28 protein-coding genes are annotated in these 24,014 nt (G+C 71.3%); 23 read left to right on the forward strand and 5 right to left on the reverse strand.

From position 1 onward, the window contains the following. Nucleotides 1–3 precede the first annotated feature (3 nt). A complete protein-coding gene (locus ACWDEN_RS08425) occupies nt 4–1,278 on the reverse strand; it encodes an amino acid deaminase (RefSeq protein ID WP_450858061.1) in 1,275 nt (424 codons plus the stop codon). Nucleotides 1,279–1,437: 159 nt separating this feature from the next. Between ACWDEN_RS08425 and ACWDEN_RS08430 the strand changes: the two genes are divergently transcribed. The 5 genes from ACWDEN_RS08430 (at nt 1,438) to ACWDEN_RS08450 (ending at nt 5,887) form a co-directional block, all read left to right on the forward strand. Continuing rightward, entirely contained in the window at nt 1,438–2,469 is a 1,032-nt protein-coding gene (locus ACWDEN_RS08430; protein WP_450858063.1) for a sugar kinase, read from the forward strand. Continuing rightward, nucleotides 2,466–3,239 carry an IclR family transcriptional regulator gene (locus ACWDEN_RS08435; RefSeq protein WP_351611765.1) on the forward strand — a complete coding sequence of 258 codons (774 nt, stop codon included), beginning with the start codon at nt 2,466–2,468 and terminating at the stop codon, nt 3,237–3,239. Before ACWDEN_RS08430 ends, ACWDEN_RS08435 begins: the two co-directional genes overlap by 4 nt. Then, complete coding sequence (locus ACWDEN_RS08440; RefSeq protein WP_351611768.1) at nt 3,236–3,646, forward strand: RidA family protein; 411 nt, start codon at nt 3,236–3,238, stop codon at nt 3,644–3,646. Before ACWDEN_RS08435 ends, ACWDEN_RS08440 begins: the two co-directional genes overlap by 4 nt. Before the next feature lie 122 nt (nt 3,647–3,768). Then, complete coding sequence (locus ACWDEN_RS08445; RefSeq protein ID WP_450858066.1) at nt 3,769–5,247, forward strand: GntP family permease; 1,479 nt, start codon at nt 3,769–3,771, stop codon at nt 5,245–5,247. 73 nt (nt 5,248–5,320) lie between these two features. Then, nucleotides 5,321–5,887, forward strand: coding sequence for a hypothetical protein (locus ACWDEN_RS08450; RefSeq protein ID WP_450858068.1), 567 nt, complete (start codon nt 5,321–5,323; stop codon nt 5,885–5,887). Nucleotides 5,888–6,029: 142 nt separating this feature from the next. Here ACWDEN_RS08450 and ACWDEN_RS08455 read toward each other — a convergent pair whose 3' ends face one another. Continuing rightward, entirely contained in the window at nt 6,030–7,745 is a 1,716-nt protein-coding gene (locus ACWDEN_RS08455; protein ID WP_450858070.1) for a chitinase, read from the reverse strand. Between the two features lie 321 nt (nt 7,746–8,066). On the opposite strand from ACWDEN_RS08455, the gene ACWDEN_RS08460 reads away from it, so the two are divergent. The 14 genes from ACWDEN_RS08460 (at nt 8,067) to ACWDEN_RS08525 (ending at nt 19,238) form a co-directional block, all read left to right on the forward strand. Continuing rightward, the gene (locus tag ACWDEN_RS08460; RefSeq protein WP_450858072.1) at nt 8,067–8,954 is read left to right on the forward strand and encodes a hypothetical protein; all 888 of its coding nucleotides are present in this window, start codon (nt 8,067–8,069) and stop codon (nt 8,952–8,954) included. A gap of 58 nt (nt 8,955–9,012) precedes the next feature. Continuing rightward, nucleotides 9,013–9,720, forward strand: a complete 708-nt coding sequence (cpaB, locus tag ACWDEN_RS08465) for a Flp pilus assembly protein CpaB (RefSeq protein WP_450858074.1) — start codon at nt 9,013–9,015, stop codon at nt 9,718–9,720. 12 nt (nt 9,721–9,732) lie between these two features. Beyond that, entirely contained in the window at nt 9,733–10,974 is a 1,242-nt protein-coding gene (locus ACWDEN_RS08470) for an AAA family ATPase (RefSeq protein ID WP_450858076.1), read from the forward strand. A gap of 7 nt (nt 10,975–10,981) precedes the next feature. Beyond that, complete coding sequence (locus ACWDEN_RS08475; protein WP_351611784.1) at nt 10,982–11,362, forward strand: TadE family protein; 381 nt, start codon at nt 10,982–10,984, stop codon at nt 11,360–11,362. A gap of 1 nt (nt 11,363) precedes the next feature. Further along, complete coding sequence (locus ACWDEN_RS08480; protein ID WP_351611787.1) at nt 11,364–11,708, forward strand: TadE/TadG family type IV pilus assembly protein; 345 nt, start codon at nt 11,364–11,366, stop codon at nt 11,706–11,708. A gap of 16 nt (nt 11,709–11,724) precedes the next feature. Next, the gene (locus ACWDEN_RS08485; RefSeq protein ID WP_351611789.1) at nt 11,725–13,062 is read left to right on the forward strand and encodes a CpaF family protein; all 1,338 of its coding nucleotides are present in this window, start codon (nt 11,725–11,727) and stop codon (nt 13,060–13,062) included. Nucleotides 13,063–13,067: 5 nt separating this feature from the next. Then, a complete protein-coding gene (locus ACWDEN_RS08490) occupies nt 13,068–14,012 on the forward strand; it encodes a type II secretion system F family protein (protein WP_351611792.1) in 945 nt (314 codons plus the stop codon). Nucleotides 14,013–14,028: 16 nt separating this feature from the next. Beyond that, nucleotides 14,029–14,919: a DUF5936 domain-containing protein gene (locus tag ACWDEN_RS08495; protein ID WP_351611795.1), complete on the forward strand. Its 891-nt coding sequence runs from the start codon at nt 14,029–14,031 to the stop codon at nt 14,917–14,919. Nucleotides 14,920–14,997: 78 nt separating this feature from the next. Next, nucleotides 14,998–16,317, forward strand: coding sequence for a sensor histidine kinase (locus ACWDEN_RS08500; protein WP_450858253.1), 1,320 nt, complete (start codon nt 14,998–15,000; stop codon nt 16,315–16,317). 11 nt (nt 16,318–16,328) lie between these two features. Continuing rightward, nucleotides 16,329–17,084: a response regulator transcription factor gene (locus ACWDEN_RS08505; RefSeq protein WP_351611797.1), complete on the forward strand. Its 756-nt coding sequence runs from the start codon at nt 16,329–16,331 to the stop codon at nt 17,082–17,084. Between the two features lie 125 nt (nt 17,085–17,209). Then, a complete protein-coding gene (locus ACWDEN_RS08510) occupies nt 17,210–17,407 on the forward strand; it encodes a Flp family type IVb pilin (RefSeq protein ID WP_450858080.1) in 198 nt (65 codons plus the stop codon). Next, on the forward strand, nt 17,407–18,000 hold the full coding sequence (locus ACWDEN_RS08515; protein WP_450858255.1) for a pilus assembly protein TadG-related protein: 594 nt from the start codon (nt 17,407–17,409) through the stop codon (nt 17,998–18,000). The genes ACWDEN_RS08510 and ACWDEN_RS08515 overlap by 1 nt, the downstream gene beginning before the upstream one ends. 34 nt (nt 18,001–18,034) lie before the next feature. Then, complete coding sequence (locus ACWDEN_RS08520; RefSeq protein WP_450858082.1) at nt 18,035–18,616, forward strand: hypothetical protein; 582 nt, start codon at nt 18,035–18,037, stop codon at nt 18,614–18,616. A gap of 7 nt (nt 18,617–18,623) precedes the next feature. Next, complete coding sequence (locus tag ACWDEN_RS08525; RefSeq protein ID WP_450858084.1) at nt 18,624–19,238, forward strand: OmpA family protein; 615 nt, start codon at nt 18,624–18,626, stop codon at nt 19,236–19,238. Between the two features lie 221 nt (nt 19,239–19,459). Here ACWDEN_RS08525 and ACWDEN_RS08530 read toward each other — a convergent pair whose 3' ends face one another. Beyond that, a complete protein-coding gene (locus ACWDEN_RS08530) occupies nt 19,460–19,903 on the reverse strand; it encodes a DUF3224 domain-containing protein (RefSeq protein ID WP_450858086.1) in 444 nt (147 codons plus the stop codon). 123 nt (nt 19,904–20,026) lie between these two features. Beyond that, a complete protein-coding gene (locus ACWDEN_RS08535) occupies nt 20,027–20,437 on the reverse strand; it encodes a DUF192 domain-containing protein (RefSeq protein WP_450858088.1) in 411 nt (136 codons plus the stop codon). 95 nt (nt 20,438–20,532) lie between these two features. On the opposite strand from ACWDEN_RS08535, the gene ACWDEN_RS08540 reads away from it, so the two are divergent. The 3 genes from ACWDEN_RS08540 to ACWDEN_RS08550 are packed head-to-tail and all read left to right on the forward strand — an operon-like array spanning nt 20,533 to nt 22,546. Continuing rightward, a complete protein-coding gene (locus tag ACWDEN_RS08540; protein ID WP_450858090.1) occupies nt 20,533–21,411 on the forward strand; it encodes an LLM class flavin-dependent oxidoreductase in 879 nt (292 codons plus the stop codon). Nucleotides 21,412–21,458: 47 nt separating this feature from the next. Continuing rightward, nucleotides 21,459–21,941, forward strand: a complete 483-nt coding sequence (locus ACWDEN_RS08545; RefSeq protein ID WP_450858092.1) for a GNAT family N-acetyltransferase — start codon at nt 21,459–21,461, stop codon at nt 21,939–21,941. A 5-nt stretch (nt 21,942–21,946) separates the two neighbouring features. Next, nucleotides 21,947–22,546, forward strand: a complete 600-nt coding sequence (locus tag ACWDEN_RS08550) for a nucleoside deaminase (protein WP_450858094.1) — start codon at nt 21,947–21,949, stop codon at nt 22,544–22,546. Here ACWDEN_RS08550 and ACWDEN_RS08555 read toward each other — a convergent pair. Beyond that, nucleotides 22,530–23,039, reverse strand: coding sequence for a DinB family protein (locus ACWDEN_RS08555; protein ID WP_351611820.1), 510 nt, complete (start codon nt 23,037–23,039; stop codon nt 22,530–22,532). The genes ACWDEN_RS08550 and ACWDEN_RS08555 overlap by 17 nt on opposite strands. 52 nt (nt 23,040–23,091) lie before the next feature. Between ACWDEN_RS08555 and ACWDEN_RS08560 the strand changes: the two genes are divergently transcribed. After that, nucleotides 23,092–23,874, forward strand: a complete 783-nt coding sequence (locus tag ACWDEN_RS08560; RefSeq protein WP_450858097.1) for a methyltransferase domain-containing protein — start codon at nt 23,092–23,094, stop codon at nt 23,872–23,874. Nucleotides 23,875–24,014 lie beyond the last annotated feature (140 nt).

The following is a 24,014-nucleotide window of genomic DNA, read 5'->3' on the forward strand; positions in this document are numbered from 1 at the left end:
CTCCTAGAAGAACGTACGGACGTAGTCGACGACCGTGCCGTCGGCCTCGGCCACCGGGATCAGCTGCCACTTGTCGAACGCCGTGCACGGGTGGGACAGGCCGAGCCCGATCCAGTCGCCGACCCCGACGTCCGCGCCGGGGGCGGTGCGCAGCCACAGGTGCTGGTCGGACAGGGCGGTCACCTCGATCCCGTCGGCCGGGTGCTCCGTGCCGTCCCGGCGTACCACCTGGACGACGGGCAGGTCCAGGTCGTAGGCGGCGTCCCGCTTGCCCGCGTTGACGAAGGCCTGATCGGCCGAGGGGCGCGAGACGACCTGCGCCCACAGCCGGAACGCGGGCTCCAGGGCACCTTCCTCGGGCACCCGGTTGAACGGGGTGAGCCTGCTGTAGTGCACGTCGTCGTGCGAGACGTAGGCGCCGGAGCGCAGCAGCTTCAGGACGGGGAGGGAGAGCCCGGGGACGGCGGCGAAGACATCGGCGACCGCGTCGAACCACTCGCTGCCGCCGGCGCTGACGATGATCTCGCCCGCTCCGGCGAACCGCCCGGCCTTGTCGAACTCCACGGCGAGCGCGACCAGCCGGTCCAGCCAGGCCCGCACGAGCTCCGGGTCGGCGCCGGGCACCTGGGCCTCGTAGCCCGCGACACCCACGAGCCGCAGCGTCTCGGTGCCGGCCACGGCATCGGCGACGGCCCGGGCGTCCTCCTCCGTGCGCACGCCGGTCCGCGCACCCTCGCCGGCGCCCAGCTCGACGACGACGTCCACGGGCCGGGCGGAGCCCCTGAGCGCGGCGTCCATCAGCTCGGCGCCGCGCACGGAGTCGACGTAGCAGACGAATCGGAAGCCGGGGTCGGCGGCGAGCTCGCCCGCGATCCAGCGCAGTGCCGAGGCGTCGACCAGCTCGTTGGCGAGAAAGACGCGCTGGATCCCGAACGCCCGGGCGACGCGCACCTGGTGGGGCACCGCCAGCGTGACGCCCCAGGCGCCGTGCTCGATCTGACGGTGGAAGAGCTGCGGGGCCATGGAGGTCTTGCCGTGCGGGGCGAAGGCGAGGCCGTGCCGGGCGGCGTACGTCTCCATGAGCGCGAGATTGTGTTCCAGGCGCTCGGCGGACAGCGCGAGGACGGGCGTGGTGAAGCCGTCCGTCTCGGCGAAGAGGTTGCGGCGCTGGGCGGCCAGCTCGCCGACGGTGAGGCCCTCGGCGTCCGGCGGGAGGCCCTTGAAGCGGTGGTCGACGCGTTCCTCGGCCAGCTGGGCGAGCGCTTCGCTGCTGCTCATGGAGCCCCTCTCTCACCGTTGCACTCTCTGCAACGGTCATTGCACGGATTGCTGAATGGTGTCTAGCATCTCGCCGACATCGGGTCAACGGAACCGTGACCCGGGGATCGGACAGGAGTCATCATCAACGACGCTGCTGACGCCGTGAAGGGTGCGGTCATGGAGGTTGTGGACCTGGTCGCGCTCGGCGAGTCCATGGTCACCTTCCTGCCCACCCGGCCGGGCCGCCTCGCGGACGTGCCCTCCTTCGACCGCGCGATCGGCGGCGCCGAGTCCAACGTGGCCTGCGTGCTGGCCGCCGCCGGGCACACCGCGCGATGGGTGAGCCGCGTGGGTGCGGACGGCTTCGGGCAGCACCTGGTGGAGCGGATCGCCGGGTACGGCGTCGACGTCTCGTCCGTCTCCCGCGACCCGGCCCGCCCGACCGGTGTCTACTTCCGCACGGCCGGCGACCGGGGCACGGGCGCGCACGAGGTGGCGTACTACCGGGCGGGTTCGGCGGCCTCGGCGATGAGCGCGGCCACCGTGGACCTGGCGGCGGCGCGGGCGGGGCGGGTGCTGCACCTGTCGGGCATCACGGCGGCCCTGTCGGAGGACTGCCGCGCCCTGCTGCACACCCTGACGGCACGCCGCCCGGGGCGCCCGCTCCTCTCCTTCGACGTGAACCACCGCCCGGCCCTGCGGAGCACCCCCGAGGGGCCCCTCGTGCTGCTCGGCCTGGCCCGCCGAGCGGACATCGTCTTCGTCGGCGAGGACGAGGCGCAGGAGGCGTGGGGCGTCACGGGCGGCCCGGAGGCGATCCGAGCGGCGCTTCCGGAGCCGGGGCTGCTGGTGGTGAAGCAGGGGGAGAAGGGGGCGACCGCGTTCGACGGGCGCCGGCCCACCGCACTCCCGGTCACCTTCGAACCGGCCCTCCACGTGGACGTCGTGGCGGCCACCGGCGCCGGGGACGCCTTCGCCGCCGGGTTCCTCTCCGGCACCCTCCGCGGCCTCCCCCTCAAGACCCGGCTCAGGCTGGGACACCTCTTCGCCGCCGCCGCCCTCACCACCCCCGGCGACCTCGCCACACCCCCCGCCCGGGACCACGCCGACCGCCTGACCGCCCTGGACGACACCGCATGGGGGAGACTTCGACTCGCCCCCGGCTGGACGCAGGCCGAGCGGGCCACACAGGAGGCGAACACCCCATGAGCCAGACCGTCGACCGCGCCCTGAGCATCCTGCCGCTCCTGGCCGAGGGTCCCGCCGACCTCGGCCAGGTCGCCGACCGCCTGGGCGTGCACAAGTCCACCGCGCTCCGCCTCCTGCGCACCCTGCACGAGCACGGCCTGGTCTACCGCCAGTCCGACCAGCGCTACCGCCTCGGCGCCCGCCTCTTCGCCCTCGCCCAGGAGGCGATGGAGAACCTCGACATCCGCGAGATCGCCCACCCCCACCTCGTACGGCTGAACGAGGCCTGTGGGCACACCGTGCACCTCGCCGTGTACGAGGAGGGCGAGGTCCTCTACATCGACAAGGTGGACAGCCGCTACCCGGTCCGCATGTACTCCCGGATCGGCAAGCCCGTCGCCATCACGGTCGCGGCCGTGGCCAAGCTCCTCCTCGCCGACCTGCCCGAACCCGAGCGCCGCGCCCTCGCCGACAAGCTCGAGTACCCCCTCTACACGCCCCGTTCGACCCCCAACGCCCCCGCGTTCCTGCGGGAGTTGGAGAAGGTCCGCGAACAGGGCTGGGCCACCGACCTCGGTGGTCACGAGGAGTCCATCAACTGCGTCGCCGCCCCCGTCCGCGGCGCCGACGGCCGCGTGGTCGCCGCGATGTCGGTGTCCGCGCCGAACGTGGTCGTCACCGCCGAGGAACTCCTCACCCTGCTCCCGCAGGTCCGCCGTACCGCGGACGCGATCAGCGGCGAGTACTCCGGAAGAACGCCAGTGACGGACCCCACGAAGGACACCGCATGACCGAGAAGACCGCGCTGACCCCGAAGACCCACACCACCCCGCCCGCCCGGTTCTCCCACGGCGTACGGAAGGGCAACATCCTCCAGGTCGCCGGCCAGGTCGGCTTCCTGCCCGCCGAGGAGGGCAGGCCCCCGACACCGGCCGGTCCCACCCTGCGCGAACAGACCCTCCAGACCCTCGCCAACGTCAGGGCGATCCTCGAAGAAGGCGGCGCGAGCTGGGACGACGTGATGATGATCCGCGTCTACCTCACCGACGTGGACCACTTCGCCGAGATGAACGACATCTACAACACCTACTTCGAGGAGCAGGGCCTCACCCAGCCGCCCGCCGCCCGGACCACGGTCTACGTCGGACTCCCGGCCGGCCTCCTCATCGAGATCGACGCGCTCGCCGTACTCGGCTGAACAGCTGACGATCGCTCACCACCCGCACGTCCCCTCACGGTACGGCGGCCCCCACCCCCGGGCCGCCGTGTCGCGATCCCCCCTGCCCGAAAGCATCATGCATTTACGAAGAGGACCTCCGTATGTCCTTCCTGCTCGCCGCGACCGCTCCCACCGCCCCACCACCCCACACCGGAGGCCTGCTCCTCCTCCTGAACGGCACCCCCGGCCTCCTCACGGTCGCGGCCCTCGGCATAGCCCTGTTGCTGTTCCTGATCATCAGGGTCCGGCTGCAGCCCTTCGTGGCCCTCCTGGCCGTCTCCATAGCCGTGGGCCTGCTGGCCGGCCTGTCGGTCACCGAACTCTTCGGCACGGTCCAGCGTTCCGACGCCGTCTCCACCATCGAGTCCGGCATGGGCGGCATCCTCGGCCACGTCGCGATCATCATCGGCCTCGGTACGATGCTCGGCGCGATCCTGGAGGTCAGCGGCGGCGCGGAGGTGCTGGCGACCCGTCTGCTCGGTCTGTTCGGCGAACAGCGCGCCCCGCTCGCCATGGGCCTGACGGGCCTGATCTTCGGCATCCCGGTCTTCTTCGACGTGGGCATCTTCGTCCTGGCCCCGCTCGTCTACGCGGCGGCCAAGCGCGGCGGCAAGTCGATCCTCCTCTACTGCCTCCCCCTGCTGGCCGGCCTCTCGATGACCCACGCCTTCCTGCCCCCGCACCCAGGCCCGGTCGCCGCCGCGGGCCTCCTCCACGTCCAGCTCGGCTGGATCATCCTCATGGGCATCGTCTGCGGCATCCCGGCCGTCCTGGCCGCCTGGGCGTACTCCGCCTGGATCGGACAGCGGATCTTCGTCGCCGTACCGCAGGACATGGCCGAGGCGGCGGAGGAGGCCAGGCGGGCGGTCGTGGCCGAACAGCGTGCCCAGGGAGTGGAACGCCGGGAACGTCCGGTCCCGCTCGCCACGGTCCTGGCCATCATCGGCACACCGCTGATCCTCATCCTCGCGGCCACGTTCTCCTCGATCGCCCTGGACCCGTCCCCCACCCGCTCGGTCCTGGAGTTCTTCGGCCACCCGTTCGTGGCCCTGACCATCGCGTTGCTGATGGCCTACTACCTGCTGGGCATCCGCCGGGGCTGGTCCCGCAAGTCGCTGGAGACGGTGTCGACCGCCTCGCTCAAGCCGGTCGGCAACATCCTGCTGGTGGTGGGCGCGGGCGGGGTCTTCGGCGCGGTACTGAAGGCGAGCGGGGTGGCCCAGGCCCTGTCGGACACGTTCCACGGCGTGGGCCTGCCGGTGATCGTCCTGTCGTACCTGATCTCGCTGGTCCTGCGGGTGGCCCAGGGCTCGGCGACGGTGGCGATCGTGACGACGGCGGGCATCGTGGCGCCCCTGCTCGCGGAGGGCCACCACGCGCAGCCCTTCGTGGCCCTGGTCATCATGGCCATCTCGGCCGGCTCCATCTTCGCCTCGCACGTCAACGACGGTGGCTTCTGGATGGTGGCCAAGTACTTCGGCATCAGCGAACGGGACACGCTGCGGACGTGGACCGTCCTGGAGTCGGTGCTGTCGGTGGCGGGGTTCGCGGTGGCGGCGGTGGTGAGCGTGTTCGTATGAACGTGACGTGAGGGATACCGGGGATGAGCGGGCTGACTGGTTCCGGCACAGGGAAGTCGTCCATACTTCCGCCGTGGAGCAGCGCATAGGAGCGAGCAGCAAGCCGTCCGAGGCCGAGCCGTTGAAGACCGGGCCCGTGACGGGCGCCGGTTTCGACCCGGCGTTCATCCCCGGAATCACGGTTCCGGCACAGGCCAGGTCGTCCGACGAGCCGGAGCCGGAGGACGCGGTGGCGTCGGCGGTGTCGGCGGAGCCGGAGGATTCGAAGGCGCCCGAGACGGAGGTGACCGGGACGTCCGAGGAAGCCACGGAGTCCGTGGACGACGAAGGCCCGGACGACGGACCGGTCTTCGAGGCCTCCGACCGCCGGGCGAAGATCGTGGCCGACCGCAAGGGTGTCCGCCTCAGCCTGGACGAGGAGGCCTGCGAGTTCCGCTGGGACGAGATCGCGGCGGTCGAGACGGAGTCCCCCCGCTTCGGCAAGCGCTACACGATCACCGTCCACACCCCGGACCGCCGCTGGTTCCCGATCGAGATCGAGGCGACGGCGAAGTCCCGCTTCAAGGAGTGGGACGAACAGCTGGACGCGGTGCTGGACGCGTACTTCGACGACTCCGAGGAGTCCCCTTCGGAGCGTTGATGAAGGGGACGAAGGCGTCGGCCGGCTTCTCCGGCCCGTAGTGGTGGAGCACGTTGCGCGTCTCGAAGGCGGTCGGGTCCGATCGAATCGACAAAGCCCGGGCCGCTGCGGGCCCGGGCCTCGTCACCAGCCGATTCTCATGTCACGGCAGTGCGTGCACATGCGCCCCCACCGAGCCCGACCACGCGTTCCCCGCCGACGCGTCCCAGTTCGTGGACCAGGTCATCGCACCGCGGAGGTCCGGATACGTTTTCGACGGCTTGAAGGAACCGCAGTTCGTGCCCGCGGTCAGGCAGTCCAGCGCGTTGTTCACCACCGAGGGAGATACGTAGCCGCTGCCCGCCGCGCTTGGGGAAGCCGGGAGGCCGAGGCCCACCTGGGACGGGGCGAGGCCGCCCTGGAGCTGGATGCAGGCGAGAGCGGTGAGGAAGTCGACCGACCCCTGGCTGTAGACCTTGCCGTCGCAGCCCAGCATGGAACCGCTGTTGTAGTACTGCATGTTGACGACCGTGAGGATGTCCTTGATGTTCAGGGCCGTCTGGAAGTACGCGTTCGACGTCGACTGCATGTCGATCGTCTGCGGCGCCATCGTGATGATCAGCGACGAGCCCGCCTTCGCCGACAGGGCGCGGAGCGCCTGCGTCATGTACGTCGCGTCGAGGCCGTTCTCCAGGTCGATGTCCACGCCGTCGAAGCCGTACGTCTGCATGAGGGAGTAGACCGAGTTCGCGAAGTTCGTCGCCGAGGTGGAGTCGTTGATCGACACCGTGCCGTTCTGGCCGCCGATCGAGATGACGACTTTCCTGCCGGCCGCCTGCTTCGCCTTGATGTCCGCCTTGAACTGGTCGACCGTGTAGCCGCCGAGGCCGGCCGAGTCCAGGTTGAACGTCACCGCGCCCGGCGTCGACGTGGCGTCCGCGAAGGCCACCGCGATGATGTCGTACGAGGACGGGACGTCCGACAGCTTCTGGACCGTCGCGCCGTTGTTGAAGTTCTGCCAGTAGCCGGTCACCGCGTGCTTGGGCAGCGCGCCGCCACCGCCGCTGCTGCCCCCGGAAGCCGTCGTGGCGGTCACCGCCGCCGACTTCGCCGACTCGCCCGCCGCGTTCGTCGCCGTCACCTGGAAGGAGTACGAGGTCGAGGCCGTCAGGCCTGTCACCGTCGCCGAGGTGCCCGTCACCGCGGTCACCTTCGTGCCGTCCCGGTAGACGTTGTAGCCCGTCGCGCCCGAGACCGGGGACCAGGACAGTGAGACGGAGGAGGACGTCGTACCGGAGACCGTCACGCCGCCGGGGGCCGCCGGAATGGTCGGGGCCGGGCCGCCGCCTCCGCCGCCGTCGGGGCCGTAGACCGAGACGTCGTCGGCGTAGTAGGCCGCCTGGCCGTACCAGCCGTGGGTGTAGACCGTGACGGATGTCGTCGAGGCGCCTGTGGTGAAGGTCGTGGACAGCTGCTTCCAGGTCGTCGTGTCCGGCGTCCACGTGGACACGTCCGTCGTACCCGAGCCCGTCACGCCCAGGTAGGAGTAGCCGCCCTGCACCCACGCGCTCAGCGTGTACGTCGAGTTGGGCTTGACCGCGACCGTCTGGGTGCACTGGGCGTCGTCCTGGCCGGCCGGGGTCGCCTTCAGCGCGGAGGAACCGGAGTGCACCGGGGAGGAGACCGTCGTGCCGCTGCCGGCCGTGCACGTCCAGTCGGACAGGCCCGACTCGAAGCCGGCGTTCGTGACGTTGTTGACGTCCGCCGCGGAGGCCGGGGTCGCGGCGAGTCCCGCGACGGAGAGGGCCAGGGCCGTGGCGGCGGACCACAGGGTGATTCGCCGTCCGCGGGGTCTGGGTATGCCTGGTGCATGGTCCATTGGGGCCTCCGGTGGGGAAGGGGGGTTCGGAGAGGGAGCCTTGGCGGAGAGGGGAGAGGGGAGAGGGGAGGAGAAGGTGCGGTGGCCACCGTTGGGCATACAAGTTGGTCCAGACCAATCTGGGTGTCAAGAGGTCCAGACCAAAACCGTTTCCGGTTCACCGCTCAAGCTGTCCGTATTTGGCCGGAGTTGTGACCGGAGAGTTCCACGCGGGCTTCACAAACGCTGTTCTCCGGCCATACGGCCGTGGATACAGTGCTCACGTAGTCACGCAGTGAAGTCGTCCTGGCGCACGGGAGTTACCTCCGTGGGCCGGCGGGTGTGAAGAGCGGGGAGTTGCGCGTGCCCACTGCCATTGCCGTGACCAGTGCCGACATGGCACTGCCGGCGCAGGACGAACGGACCATGCCGGCCGTCGTGCTGGGCGGCCTCGACCAGCGGCCCCTGGAGCACGCGCTCACCGAACTCCACACCCTGACCGAGCAGTACGGATACCTGATCGTCGTGTGCTCGACCGCCACGCCGAAGACCGTCCTACGACGGCTGCACACCCTGCGCTCGCTGCTGGAGAGCGACCGCATCGCCGTCTTCCGGCCCGGACTTCCGCCCCTCGGCATCGCCGTGCTCGCCCGGCAGCTGCGGCAACTCTCCTCCTGCGACCTCAGTCCGGGCGTCCTCGCCTCCGCCGGGCGGCTGCTCACCCACTACATCCACGCCGGGGCCGTGCTCGGCTCGGTCGCCAGACTGGACCGCGTGCCGGTCGGCCTCAAGGCGCACGCCAAGTCCTGGGTGCCCGGCAGCCAGTTCGCCGTGCTCGCGCATCCCGAGCCGCAGCTCGTGCGCACGGGTCCCGGCGTCACGCTCAAAGGGCCCGAGTTCAACACCTGGATGCTCGTCGGCAAAGGACAGCAGACGCAGCAGGGTGACTGGGTCGCCGGGCTCGCGGGGCAGTGGAGCGTGCACGGGCTGCGCGAGGTCCCGCTGCCCGCCGAGTCCCCGGTGTGGTGGGGGACGGGCCGCATGACCGAGTTCTGCAGCTACCTCGCCGACCTGTCCGTTCTCTACCAACTGGTCACGTCGGTACGGCAGACCACCTGTCACTGGTGCGGACTGGACGTCATCGGCGACCGGTGCGTCTTCTGCTCCGCCACCCCGCCCGCCCACGAACCCGCCGCGCCCCGCGCCCTGGAGCAGCGCACGCCCGCCTGACCCGACCCGCACGTCCCCAGCCCGCTCGACCGATTCCCCCAATGAGGTTGCACGGTTCATGAACTCCCGTCAGCGCCGCGGCGTGATACTCCTGATCCTGTCGGTCCTGTGCGCTCTGGGCGCGTTCGCCGGCGTGCTCTCCGTCGTCCACGACGTCAATTCCAAGGTCGGCCCCGAGGTCACCGCCTACCGGGTGCGGTCCGACGTGAAGCCGTACACCACCCTGGACGCCGGCCAGTTCGAGAAGACCGAGATGCCCAAGCGGTGGCTGTCGGACAACGCGGTCACGGATCTGCGGCAGATCCAGGGCAAGATCGCGGTCACCACCCTGCGCAAGGGCTCCCTGCTCCAGACCGACATGGTCGTCGACCAGCCCGCCCTCCAGCCCGGACAGCAGGAGGTCGCCATCATGATCGACGCGGCGACCGGCGTGGCAGGGAAGATCACCCCCGGATCGCACGTCAACGTGTACGCCACCTTCGCCGGAAAGAAGGAAGGCGACCCGGACCAGTCGAAGATCATCGTCACCGACGCCCGGGTCCTCGACGTCGGCCAGATCACCGCCCTCGACCCCGAGCAGAGCAAGAACCAGCAGCAGCCCAGCGAGGCCGTCCCCATCACCTTCGCGCTGTCCACCCTCGACGCCCAGCGCATCACCTACGCCGAGTCCTTCGCCCAGCGCGTCCGGCTCGCGCTGGTGGCCCCCGGCAGCGAGACCAGCGTCCCGGACAAGGAACGCACCTACGAACTCGCGACGGACAAGTGAGAGGCGGCCCGCATGCCAACCAGGATCCTCCCGGCGGGAGCCGACCCGGACGCCGTACGCTCCCTCACCACCCTGCTCAGCCAGCTCCCCGACGCCGAACCCCAGCCGCCGGTCGGCGACTCCACCCAGCTGGTCGACACCCTCGCCCGGCTCGCCGCCGAGTCCGTGGACGAACTGCCCGAGGTCGTGGTCGTCCACGAGCGGATCGGCCCGGTACCGGCCCTGGAACTGATCCGCGAGGTCGCGCTCCGCTTCCCCGCCGTCGGCGTCATCCTCGTCACCACCGACGCCGGACCCGGCCTGTTCTCCGCCGCCATGGACTCCGGCGCCCGCGGCCTGGTCGCGCTCCCGCTGTCGTACGAGGAACTCGCCAGCCGGGTCCAGGCGGTCGCCCAGTGGTCGACCGGGGTACGGCGTCATCTCGGCCATGGCGTCTCCGACCTGCTCGGCGGGGTCGGCGGTACGGTCGTCACGGTCAGCGGCGCCAAGGGAGGCGTGGGCGCCACCCTGGCGGCGATCCAGCTGGCCCTCGCCGCACAGGCCTCCGGCCGGCCGACGGCTCTGGTCGACCTCGACCTCCAGGCCGGAGACATCGCCTCCTACCTGGACATCCAGTTCCGGCGGTCCGTCGCCGACCTCGCCGCCATCACCGACATCTCGCCCCGCGTCCTCGCCGACGCCCTCTTCCGCCACGACACCGGGCTCGCCCTGCTCCTCGCCCCCGGCGAGGGCGAACGCGGCGAGGAGGTCACCGACCGCGCCGCCCGCCAGACCGTCAGCGCCCTGCGCTCCCGCTACGAGGTGGTCGTCGTCGACTGCGGCGCCCAGCTGAGCGGGGCGGGCGCCGCCGTGGTCGAGATGGCCGACATCGCGCTCCTGGTCACCACGCCGGACGTCATCGCCGTCCGCGCCGCCAAGCGGACCGTACGGATGTGGGACCGGCTGCAGATCCGCAAGGCCGAGGAGACGACGGTGGTCGTCAACCGGCACACGCGCAGTACGGAGATCCAGCCGGCCCTCGTGCAGCGCATCACCGGCACGGCGGTGGCGCGTACGGCCGTTCCGGCCAACTTCAAGGAACTTCAGGCCGTTGTCGACACCGGGCGGGTGCATGAGCTCGACAGCAGGAGTTCCGTGAAACAGGCCCTGTGGGGGCTCGCGGGGGAGCTGGGGCTGGTGCGGGCGGCCGAGGGGACCACCGGTCATCGGGGGAGCGGGCGTGGCGCGGGCGGATTCCGGCGGCGGAAGGAGTGAGTGCCCCATGAGAAGGCCGGAGGGGGATCGGGGGCAGGTGAGCATCGAGTTCCTCGGGATGACGCCGCTGATCGTTCTGACCTTGGTGCTCGTGTGGCAGGCCGTGCTCGTGGGGTACACCTTCACGCTGGCCGGGAATGCTGCGGACGAAGGGGTACGGGCGGGGACGGCGGCGCCGCGCGGGGGTGCACGGCAGGCGGCCTGCTCGGCTGCGGGGCTGAAGCATCTGTCGGCGGCCTGGAAGGGGGATGCAAAGGTGCAGTGCAGTCCGTCCGGCTATGTCACGGCCGATGTCTACCTCAAGGTCCCCGTTCTCTTTCCCGGGGTGATCTCCTTCCCCGCCACGGTGCACGGCCACGCCGGCGCCGTCGAGGAGGTGAAGCACTGAGATGCCGTACCGACGCGGGCGGCGGGACAGGGGCCAGGTCGCCATCGAGTACCTCGGGTTCATCCCGATCCTCCTGATCGTGGCCATGGCGGGCATCCAGATCGGGGCCGTCGCGTACGCCGCCGAGCAGGCCGGTACGGCGGCCCGGGCCGGGGCTCGGGCGGCTTCCCTGCGGCAGGACGCCCAGCAGGCGTGCTCCGAAGCCGTCAGCGGCGGACTCAGCGTGACGTGCGGTGAGGAACCAGGAGATGGCTCGGTGACCGTCACCGCCCGGGTGAAGATCCCGAAGATCATCTGGGACTTCGGCGACGCCACGAAAAAAGCCACCATGCCGCTCGACCACTAGGCGAGGAGATGCCGACATGAGCCTGCGGGCACGCATCAGCACTCCGGAGGAGCACGGCAGCCGGGGCGAGGACGGGCATCTGGTCGCCTCCTACCGGGCCAAGCTGCTGGAGGAGATCGACCTCGCGGAGATGAGTTCGCTCGCGGCGGCCGAACGCCGGGCGCGCCTCGAGCGGGTGCTCGGGCACATCATCAGCCGTGAGGGCCCGGTGCTGTCGACGGTGGAGCGCGCGCAGCTGATCCGCCGGGTGGTGGACGAGGCACTGGGCCTCGGCATCCTGGAGCCGCTGCTGGAGGACGCGTCGATCACCGAGATCATGGTGAACGGCCCCGACGCGATCTTCGTCGAACGAGGCGGCCGCGTCGAGCAGTTGCCCTTGCGGTTCGTCTCCTCGGACCAGCTGATGCAGACCATCGAGCGGATCGTGTCCACCGTCAACCGGCGGGTGGACGAGTCGAACCCGATGGTGGACGCCCGCCTGCCCTCCGGCGAACGCGTGAACGTCATCATCCCGCCGCTGTCCCTGACCGGGCCGATCCTCACCATCCGCCGCTTCCCGCGCTCCTTCACCCTCCAGGAGCTGATCTCCTTCGGCTCGCTGGACGAGCACATGGTGTATCTGCTGGGGGGCCTGGTGCAGGCGAAGTTCAACATCATCGTCTCGGGCGCCACGGGCACGGGAAAGACGACCTTGCTGAACGCGTTGTCGGGCCTGATCCCTTCCCACGAGCGCATCATCACCATCGAGGACTCCGCCGAGCTCCAGCTCCAGCAGACGCACGTGGTCCGGCTGGAGGCGCGGCCGCCGAACGTCGAGGGCAAGGGCCAGGTCACCATCCGGGACCTGGTCCGCAACTCCCTGAGGATGCGACCGGACCGGATCGTGGTCGGCGAGGTCCGCGGCGGCGAGTCCCTCGACATGCTCCAGGCGATGTCGACCGGCCACGACGGATCGCTGGCGACCGTGCACGCCAACAGCGCCGAGGACGCCCTGACCCGGCTGCAGACCCTCGCCTCCATGTCCGACGTCGAGGTCCCCTTCGTGGCCCTCCACGACCAGATCAACAGCGCGGTCGACGTCATCGTCCAGCTCACCCGGTTCGCCGACGGCGCCCGCCGGATCACCGAGATCGCGCTGCTCGACAGCCATGGCGGGGAGCCGTACCGGCTCGCGACCGTGGCCCGGTTCGACGCCCGGCCCATGACCCCCGACGGCCGCGTGTACGGCGGCTTCCAGTACTTCCCGCTGCCCCGCCGTACCGCCGACCGCCTCTACATGGCGAGCCAGCCCGTCCCGCAGGCCTTCGGAGTCGCCCACTCCGTGGACCAGCTCGCCACCCGAGAAGCCAGGTAGGCCCCATGGAACTCCACACCCTCGTCCAGCTGACCACCGGCGTGACGCTGCTGGCCTGCGTCCTGGCGGTGGCCGGCGTGCACGCCTACGCCTCGGGCCGGGCCCAGCGCGCGGCCCTCGTGGACCGGCTCACCCACACCGGCCCGGCCCCGGCGACCGGCCGCAGGCGCCGCTTCCGCGACCTGGACCGGCGGCTGCGCCGCACCCGCCTCGGCCGCCGGCTGGAGCTGCGCCTCGCGGCGACCGGACTGGACGTGACCCCGGGCGAGTTCTTCGTCTGCATGCTGGCGACGGTCGCCGCGCTGTGGCTGATCGGCCAGGCCACCCTGGCCCCCTTCTTCGGACCCCTCGCCGGGCTCCTCGGCATCGGTGCGGCGGTGCAGTTCCTCAACTGGCAGCGGCAGAAACGCATCGAGCGCTTCATCAACCAACTCCCCGAACTCGCCCGCATCCTGGCCAACGCCACCCAGGCGGGCCTCGCCCTGCGCACCGCGATCGGCATGGCGGCGGAGGAGCTGGAGGCCCCGGCGGGCGAGGAACTGGCCAAGATCTCCGACCAGTTGGCGATCGGCCACTCCCTCGACGACGCGCTCGGTGAGCTGGCGGACCGGCTGCCGTCCCGGGAACTGGTCGTCCTCGTCACCACCCTGGTCCTGTCCAACCGGGCAGGAGGCCAGGTGGTGTCGGCCCTGCGGAACCTCACCGAGACCCTGGAGGAACGCAAGGAGACCCGGCGGGAGATCCGCACCCAGCTCTCCCAGGTGACCATGACGTCGTACGCCGTCCCCGTCCTCGGCGTCGGCGCGCTCTTCCTCATGAACGGCGTCAAGGACGGCGCGCTGGCCCGCATGACCGGCTCACCGGTCGGCCAGGCCTGCGTGCTCATCGCGTTCGCGATGTACGCGGTCGGATTCGTCCTCATCCGGCGCCTGAGCCGGATCGACGTGTGAAGGGGGTGGCGGCCCGATGACCGGACTCCTGCTCGCACTCCTGATGGCCCTCGGCGTCTGGGGCGCCTTCGCCGGCCTGCGCATGTACCGCGCGGAGGCGAAACTCCCCGGTGACCTGGCGGTGGCCCTGGAGGTCGGCGCCACCCGCACCGGCGCGGTGGGCTCGCTCATCGACCGGATGGGCATGCGCTACGCCCCCGCCGTGCTGCGCCTGATGGGCCCGCGCCTGGTGGCCCGCTACCGCCGCAAGATCGACCTCGCCGGCAACCCCGGCGGCCTGACCATCGACCGCTACGCGGCCCGCCGCGCGGTGTACGGCGCGCTGGGCGCGGTCGGCTGCCTGGTGTTCCTGCTGCGGGGCCAGTGGTTCGTGGCCGTGCTCCTGCTCCTGTTCGGCGCCTTCTGGACGGAGGTCGGCATCTGGTCGGCGATCCGGGTCCGCAAGGACGTCATCGAGCGCACACTGCCGGACTTCCTGGACGTGCTGGCGGTGGTGGTCAGCGCGGGGCTGGGCTTCCGCCAGGCTCTCGACCGGGTGGCGACGAGGTACGAGGGCCCCTGGGCGGACGAACTGCGCATCACCCTGCGCCAGATGGACCTCGGCATGAGCCGCCGCCAGGCCTTCGCCGAGCTGAGGAGGAGGAACGACTCCGAACAAGTGGCGATGTTCGTGACGGCACTGCAGCAGGGGGAGGAGCTGGGCGCCCCCATCGTGGACACGCTGGTCGCGCTGGCGAAGGACATGCGCCGCACCGACGCCCAGAACGCCCGCCGCAAGGCCGCCCGCGCGGTGCCCAAGGCCACGCTGATGATCACCACGTTCATGGTCCCGGCCACGATGCTCCTGCTCGGCGCGGGCCTGATCCTCGGCTCCGGCGTGGACTTCGGCTCCCTCACGGGGAAGTGAGCGGACGTGACGGTGGTGGGTCTGATGGGGCGCGGGGGAGGGGTGCCTTCCGGGGCCGGCGGCCGGGTGCGCGCCGTCATGGGCTGGTTCACACGCCGTTGGCGGGCGACCGCCCGTACGGATCCCGCCACCGCCGAACCCTCGGAGAAGATCCAGATCCGTGCGCTGCAGGCCATGTGCCGGCAGGTCTTCGGCTTCCGCCTGGCCATGATCGCCCTGGCCGCCCCCGCCGCGCTGCTGCACGCGGCCCCCGGCCTGGGCGCCCGCCTGGCCGGCGCGGCCGTGGTCGTGACGTTCATGGTGTCGTACGTCCTGTTCCGCGACTGGGAGCGCTTCGGCCCGCTCCTCCTGCGCCACCCCAGCCTCCTCGCCGCCGACACCCTCTTCGGCTCGTTCCTGCTGATCTCGGCCGGCCCGGACACCACCCTCGCCTACGTCAGCGTCTGCACCCCGCTCCTGGCAGGCCTGGTCTACAGCTGGCGGGGCGCGGCCTGTTTCGCCTCCCTCCAGTCCCTGATCCTGCTCCTGGTCCACGCCACCCTGAAGGCAGACCGGCACGCCCCGGTCGCGGAAGCGCTCCTCCTCCCCGGCCTGTGCGTCATCTCCGGCGCCATGGGCTCGACCCTGCGCAACCTGATGCTCCGCTTCGGCGCCGCGACCCAGGCCCTGACCTCGGTCCAGGCACGCCTCGCGGCGGCGGAGGCGGTGAGCGAGGAACGCGCCCGGCTGGCACGCGAGATGCACGACTCCGTGGCCAAGACCCTCTACGGCGTGGCCCTCGCGGCGGACGGCCTGGCGGCGACGGCCTCGACGGACGCTCCCGACCCCGACCGCATCCGGCAACAGGCGGAGCTGGTGTCCCGCTCGGCGCGCAGGGCGGCGGCGGAGTCGAGGGAACTCCTGACGGACCTGCGCCGACAGCAGCAGCCGGATGCGCTCGACGCGGGCGGGACGGCGGTGTGGAGCGAACTGACCGACATGACAAGGGACTTCACGGAACGCACGGGCCTACGGGTCACCTGCCCGGACCTGGACCCCGGCCGTCTCCCCCCGCTGGCCGCCCCCCTGGCCCGCCACCTCCTCTCCATCACCACGGAAGCGCTGGAGAACGCCTACCGCCACGCGTGCGCGACCCAGGTGGAGGTGGGGGCGGCGATGCACGGGGGTCTGCTGTGCCTCACGATCCACGACGACGGCCGGGGCCTCCCGCCCGGCACCACGCTCGAACGGCTCCGCGACTCCGGCCACTTCGGCCTGCTCGGCATGGTCGAGCGCGCCGCGCAGCTGGGCGCCCGGATCCGCATCGGCAGGGGCGGCCACGAACGGGGCACGGAGGTACGCGTGGAACTCCCGCTGCCGTCGGTGAACGACTCCGGCCCCACACCCGGGAAACCCTGAGAGGAGGCACCATGCAGCACAGCAACCCCTGGCCCGAGGCTCCCCCGCCACCGCCTCCCCCTCCCCTGCGTCTGCTGGTGGCCGACGACAACCCCGTGGTCCGGGCGGGCCTGACGGCCCTGCTCTCGGCCCGCGCGGACACCACGGTGGTGGCGGAGGCGACGGACGGCCGGGAGGCGTACGAGGCGGCCGTACGGCACCGCCCGGACGTCATCCTCCTCGACGTCCGCATGCCCGGGGTCGACGGAATCTCGGCATTGCCGCACCTGGTGCGGCTGGCGCCGGTCATGATGCTGACCTACAGCCACGAGACGGAGACCGTGCGGGAGGCGTTGCGGCTGGGGGCGGGGGGATACCTGGTGCACGGCGAGTTCACGACGGAGCAGCTGGTGCGCGCGGTGCGGGATGTCCGGGAGGGGCGGCCGCATGTGACGCCGGGGGCCGCGAAGGCGTTGCTGACGCACTTGCAGGCGAGTGCACCTGCACACATGGAACCCCAAGTCCCTCAATTTTTACGGAAAAACTCACCCCAAGTTCTTTCGCAACTGCAATCCTCCATGGGACAGTCATTCCGTTCACGTTTCCGGCTGAGCACAAGGGAGGCGGAGATCATGGACCTTATCGCGTCCGGCATGACGAACCAGCAGATCGCCGCCGCCTGCTTCATCTCCGAGAAGACGGTCAAGAACCACATCAACCGCATCTTCGCCAAGCTCCAGACCACCACGCGGTCCCAGGCGGCCGCGAAGTGGTTGGGGGTGGCTTGAGGTGGGGGCGTGGGGGAGCGGACGGGGCGGGGAATGGGCCTGGGGTTGGGTCCTGGGGCCCTCTCGCGGGGGCGGCGTTCAGGCCTACGTTTTCCGGATCGGAGGCGAGTCCGGAGGGGACCACCATGAACAACTGGTTCAACACCACCGTCGCGTATCTGCAGGCCCGTGTTGCTCGCAGCGACAAGGGGCAGACCGCGGTGGAGTACCTCGGCATCATCGCGGTGGTCGTGGCGATCGTGTTGGCGATCACGGGTACGAGCATCGGTCAGACGATCTTCGACGCGATCAGGAACAAGATCGCCCAGGTCACCGGCGGCTGATCCCTCCACGCCGCGACGCAGGGCAGGCCTTCCCCATCTACATCACGGTGGTGGCAGGCCTGCTCTTTCTTGCGTTGGCCTACCTCGCGGTCGGCCAGGCGTCGGTGAATCGCAGCGGCGCCCAGACGGCAGCCGACGCGGCAGCGCTCGCGGCGGCTCAGAGCGAGCGTGACCAACTCGCGGCCCAGTGGGTGAAGGTGCTGCCCGACCCCGCGAAGTGGCAGGCCATCTTCGAGGGCAGGGCGACGTTCGTCGGCCCCGACCCGTGTGAGCGGGCCGGCCAACTCGCCAAGCAGAACGATGCCGTGCTGAATGACTGCTTGCCGCCGGGGTTGCTGAAGTACCGGGTCGACGTGCGGACCAACAAGTCCGTCGGCCGGTCTGTCGTGCCCGGGTCGGAGAACTACCAGTCCACGGCTTCCGCCACCGCCGAGATCAAGTCCCTCTGTACCTTCAACCCCCCCGCCGGGGGCGCCGAGGGCGACGCGCTGCCCGCACTCACCTGCAACGGCAAGGTCTGGCATCTGAAGCCGGACGACACAACAGGGCTGCCGAAGCCCGAAGACCTCTTCGACGTCCACCTGGCCGACTGACGAGCGAACGATCAATGACGAAAGAAGCGGAGCGATGAGCATGCGGTTCACTGCGAAGGCCCGCAGGGGGATGGTCGCATTGACCGTTGTGGCTGGTCTGGCTGTCGGGGTGACCGGCTGCGGCGGAGGTGCCGGCGACGACAAGAAGCCGCACAGTTCTGCGTCCGCTTCCCACGGAGGCAACTCCGGCCCGAGCGCCCAGGAGGGGCAATCGGACCAGCCGTTGGCCGAACTGAAGGGTTCGGATGGCCTGCTTCTCCAGATCACCTCCGCGCAACGCGATTCCGGCGGTTTCGTCACCGTGAACGGCGCCCTGAAGAACGACGGGGCCGGTGACCTGCTCATCCCGTCCGCACTCAGTGGAAATGAAACCGAGATCACCAGGAACGGCCCGTCCCTGGGCGGAGCCACCCTTGTCGACTCCAAGGGCAGAAAGCGCTATTACGTACTGCGGGACACAGAGGGCCGCCCGCTCACCACAACCGGCCTCGGCACACTCAAGGGGGGTCAGTCGCTGCCGGTCTTCATGCAGTTCCCTTCGCCGCCCACGGACACCACCGAGGTGACCCTCCAACTGCCCACCTTCTCCTCCGCCACCATCAAGATCTCCGGGTGAGCCCGACATGACCACCGCCCGTCTCGCCCTCACCCTCACCGCCGCCGCCCTCCTCCTCGCCGCCACCCCGGCCCAAGCCGACGGCACGGACCCGAGCCAGCCCCCGGACACCGCGCCCTCCGCCACCGCCCCGGTGAAGATCGACCCCACCGACCCGGACCTCAAGCTCCCCGAGGGCGCCACCCTCGCCGCGCCCAAGGTGCTGGACATCAAGTCGGTCGTGGAGGACCAGAGCGGGGACGAGCGACGCGAGGACACCAACGCCGACGTCACCTTCGCGCTCCAGGCCGAAGTCCTCTTCAGCAAGGACAGCGCCGAGCTCGGCGGAGAGGCCAAGGCCCGCATCGCAACCATCGCCGAGGAGATCAAGAAGCAGAACGCGACCAAGGTCCGCGTCTTCGGGTTCACCGACAACCTCGGCTCGTCCGCCCACGGCGACGTCCTGTCCAGGCAACGCGCCAACGCCGTACAGGCCGTCCTGGACCAGGACCTGAACGACCCGAACGTCACCTTCGAGGTCCGCGGGTACGGCGAGCAGTACCCGATCGCCGACAACTCCACCGAGGAGGGCAGGAGGAAGAACCGCCGCGTCGAGGTGTCCTTCCCGCGCTCGGGGAGCTGACGGCACCGAGAGGGACATCGGGCGTATACGCCACTGTCGCCGAGCTGCTCAGCCAGGGTGTGGTCCCTGGCATCGCGGCAACCGTCCACGTGGCGCGACCGAACCCGATGCTTCCCGAGGGTGCGCCGGTGGTCACTGTCTCACCGGAGGCCTACGCCGGACTCGCAGTGGGTGTCATGGATCTGCATCGCTGACTCAGCCGCTGCTGCGCCGACTCGACATCACCGGGCGTCGGACGCGTGCTCCTCCTTTCGGTCACCCACCTCGTACTCGAACCAGATCCGATGGGTGCCGTCCGCGTCGATCCGCAGACCGCCGGCCCCTCGGATCCCGGCCAGCGCCCCCGTCCCGCTCCCCGGCACGATCACGAAGAACTCGGCCTGTCTGCCCTCCCCGCGGGTCGTCGCCGAGTGGGCGAAGTTGAAGGTGCCGCCCAGACCGCCCAGCGTCCCTTCGAAGGACTCCATGGCGACATACGTACCGGTCCCACTGGACTGGTCGTACGCCGCCGTGAACAGCGTCCCCGACACCCCGGCGACCTCACCCTCGTACCGCTTCCGCATCGTGGCCACCCCGACCGGCACCGCCGTCTCGACCACCGGTTCCGGCAGCGGCACCTCCGCCGGAGCGAACTCCTCGACCTTGAACGTCCCTGAAGCCTTCATACCGCGATGCTAGGACCCGCCACTGACAACGCCCTCGTGCCGCATCACCGGGTCGTGCCCACGGCCGGCAGCCCGACCTGAACACCTGCCGGCCCGAGGAGGGCCACCCGGGAAGGCCTCGCGTCACGCCGTCTCCACGCTGAGCCGAACCCCCACCCGCACCCCCCACCCCGCCATCGCCCCCGCCTCCGCCTCCAGGACGTGCCGGGCCCGCAGCCGGGGCAGGCCCAGGCGGCCCGGGGGCATGGTGCGGACGGCGAGGACGGTCAGGCGGCGGTCCAGGTAGGCGACGTCGATCGGGATGCGCATCCCGAACGTGTGCACCCCGCTCGCCGGTGACAGCAGCATCGCCCCGGCGACCGAGTCCCGGCCCAGCAGCCCCTTCGTCCGGGCCCGGTAGGAGGCCGCGATCTCCAGGGGGAGCGTCGTCGGGGCGGCGGTCGGCGTCTCCTCGCCCTCGTCCCCCAGCGCCTCCCCGTCGCCGCCCCTCGGCACGATCAGTCTCCCCGACCCGTCCCGCCAGCGTCTCCCCACGTCCCCTGTCCCCTCCCGCGGCCCTGCGGCGCAGACAACTCGCCGGTGGCAAAACCCGGTTGCCACCCCACCTCCTCCCCACTAGGAAGAGGTCCATGACTGCACTCGGTGTCGTATTCCGCCCCCAGCTTCCCCCCGAGCGGCTGCGGGCGGTGGCGCGCGCGGCGGACGAAGCAGGGCTCGAGGAACTGTGGTTGTGGGAGGACTGTTTCCGGGAGGGCGGGATGACGACCGCCGCCGCGGCGCTCGCCTGGACCGAGCGGGTGCGCGTCGGTGTCGGGCTGCTGCCGGTGCCCCTCAGGAACGTGGCGCTCACCGCGATGGAGTCCGCCTCCCTGCACCGGATGTTCCCGGGCCGCGCGACCCTCGTCGTCGGGCACGGCGTGCAGGACTGGATGGGGCAGGCCGGCGCCCGCCCCGCCTCCCCGCTCACCCTCCTCGGCGAGCATCTCGACGCCCTGCGCGCCCTGTTGGGCGGGGAGCGGCTCAGCGTGCGCGGACGGTACGTCTCCCTGGACGACGTCGGCCTCGACTGGCCGCCGGAGGCCGCCGTGCCCGTGTTCGCCGGCGGCACCGGGCCGCGCACCCTCCGCCTCTCCGGCGCCAGGGCCGACGGTACGGTCCTCACCGCCGCCACCTCCCCGGACGGCGTGCGGCAGGCCCGGCAGCTCATCGCGGAGGGACAGAAGGAGGCAGGGGGTGACGCGTCGCGGCCGCACCGGGTCGTCGTGTACCTGCTCGCCGCAACGGGGCCCGGCGCCGAGGCCCGGCTGCGGGCCGAACTCGTCGCGGAGGGGCTGGGGCAGGCCGCGGACGTGGGCGTGGCGGGGGATGCGGGCGCCGTCGCCGCGGCCGTACGGCGGCTCGCCGAGGCCGGTGCCGACACCGTCGTGCTGCAGCCGACCGGGGACGAGCCCGACCCGGAGGGATTCGTGCGGTTCGCCGCCGAGGAGGTCCGGCCGCTGGTGCCGTAACCGCAGGTGGTGAGGCGTTGTCAGAGGCGGCTGCCACACTGCCCCGCATGACCGAGGAGCACAGCGAAGTGGGCCTGCACAGCGTCACGGACGACGACCTGTACGTCTTCCTCGCCTATGAGCACGACCCGGAAGCCCTCCGGCGCTCGAGATTCACGCCCCGGCCGCGGGACGCCTTCCTCACGCACTGGCGGGAGCGCGTGCTGGGCGATCCCGACTGCCTCGTGCGGACGGTCACCGTCGGCGGCGAGGCCGCCGGGAGTGTCGTCTCCTGGACGGCGGACGACGCGCGGCGGTTCGTGGGGTACTGGCTCGGGCGGCCGTACTGGGGGCGGGGCGTCGGCACCCGCGCGCTCGGCCTGTTCCTGGAGCTGGAGCGCGTACGGCCCCTGTACGCCGACCCCTTCCACGCCAATGCCGCCTCCGTCCGCCTGCTGGAGAGACACGGTTTCGAGCGGGCCGGCACGGTCCGGCACGGGGACGACGAGCACGTCCTGCTCGTCCTCGGCGGGCCGGCGGCGCCCCGATGAGGACGATGCCCGCCCCCTGGCGCCTCCCCTTCGAGCCGGCCTGGGAGGCACTGCGCGCCGGCAGCCGGCCCGTCGGTGCCGTGCTGTACGACCCGGAGGGCGACGTCGTCGCGGCCGGGCGCAATCGCAGCCGGGAGGCCACCGCCCCGCCGGGCCTGGTCGCGGGTGCGGACCTCGCCCACGCCGAGATCAACGCCCTGGCCCAGCTCCCGGCCGGCCGCCGGTACTCCGGTCACCGCCTGTGCACCACCCTCGAGCCGTGCCTGATGTGCAGCGGCGCGCTGATCCACGCCCACGTCCCGCACGTCGTCCACGCCACCGCCGACGAGCACTGGCGCGGAGTGGAGCGCGTCCCGGAGGTCGGTGGCGCGACAGCCGCCCGCTGGGCCACCCGCGAGGGCCCGCTGGACGGACCGCTCCGGCCGCTCGCCCGCTTCGGCGCCCTGCTGATGACGCTGTGGGGCCTCGTGCACACGCGGGACCTGGTGCCCGAGGGCCCCGCAGCCCGCGAGGCCCGCCGTCACCTGGACGCCGGCGTTCTCGACGCGGCCACGGCCCGGGCGGCGTACGAGATGGTCCGCGACACGCTCAGCGTGAGCCGGTGACCGGGGGATGGTCGCCGGTCGCGCCGTCGATCAGCTCCCGCAGGATGTCCATGTGGCCGGCGTGCCGCGCGGTCTCCTCCACCATGTGGACCAGGGTCCAGCGCAGGGTCACGGTGATGTCCCGCCAGGCCGGGCTGCCCTCGGCGTCCAGCGGGAGCCCCGTGATGACGGCGTCGGCGGCGGCGCGGGCGCGGCCGTAGAAGGCGACGATCCGCTCGGTCGTCTCCTCGGGGGTGATCCGCATGTCGTCGTGCGGGTCGAACCACAGCGGCTCGGCCTCGCCGCCGAACGTCTCCACGAACCAGCCGTACTCGACACTGGCGAGATGTTTCACCAGGCCCAGCAGGTTGGTGCCGGACGGTGTCATCGGCCGGCGCAGCTGCTCGTCGTCCAGGCCGTCCAGCTTCCACAGCACGGCGTCCCGGTGCCGGTCCAGGCTCGCGTGCAGGGTCTGCTTCTCTCCGGCGGTGTACGTCGTCGTACGGATCGTCATGCCAGCGGAAATTAGCAGGCGGCGCCGGCCACGCCCCGGGATCATGGAGGGCATGTCAGTGAACCGCTCCTTCGAGGCACTCGTGGCCGAGGGTGCCGCCGTACCCACCGAGGGGTGGGACTTCTCCTGGTTCGAGGGGCGGGCCAGTGAGGAGCGGCCCTCGTGGGGGTACGCCGTCTCGGCGGGGGAGCGGCTGGCCGGCGCCGAGGCCGTCCTCGACATCCAGACCGGCGGCGGTGAGGTGTTCGACTTCGCCCTCGCCACGGCGGCTCCGGCCCGGCCGCTGCTGGCCGCCGCGACGGAGGGCTGGCCGCCGAATGCGGCCCGGGCCACCGCGCTGCTGCGGCCGCGCGGGGTGGTGGTCGTCGTGGCCGCGGACGACGCGCCGCTGCCGTTCGCCGACGAGACGTTCGACCTGGTGCTCAGCCGGCATCCGGTCCGGCCGTACTGGGAGGAGATCGCCCGGGTGCTGCGGCCGGGCGGTACCTATTTCGCCCAGCATGTCGGGCCGGCCAGCGTCTTCGAGCTGGTGGAGTACTTCCTCGGGCCGCTGCCGCAGGAGGTGCGCTCCGGCCGGGACCCCGAGCGCGAGCGGGCCGACGCCGAGGCGGCGGGCCTCGAGGTGGCCGGGCTGCGGGCGGCGCGGCTGCGGATGGAGTTCCACGACATCGCCGCCGTCGTCCACTTCCTGCGCAAGGTGGTGTGGATGGTCCCGGGCTTCACGGTGGAGGCGTACGAGCCTCGACTCCGCGCACTGCACGAGCGGATCGAGACGGAGGGGCCGTTCGTGGCACACAGCACCCGGCACCTCTTCGAGGTGCGCAAGCCGGGCTGATTCACCCGTGGTTCACCGACGGTTTCCACATCGTTATCCCGTGCGGTTCACACCAGCCTCACCAGTCACATAAGTTCAGACCAAGGTTATTCGCGTCGGCAAACCCGCGCGGCCGGCACCGCGCAGTGGAGGGGGCTGCG

The sequence above is a fragment of the Streptomyces sp. NPDC001153 genome (assembly GCF_053598315.1).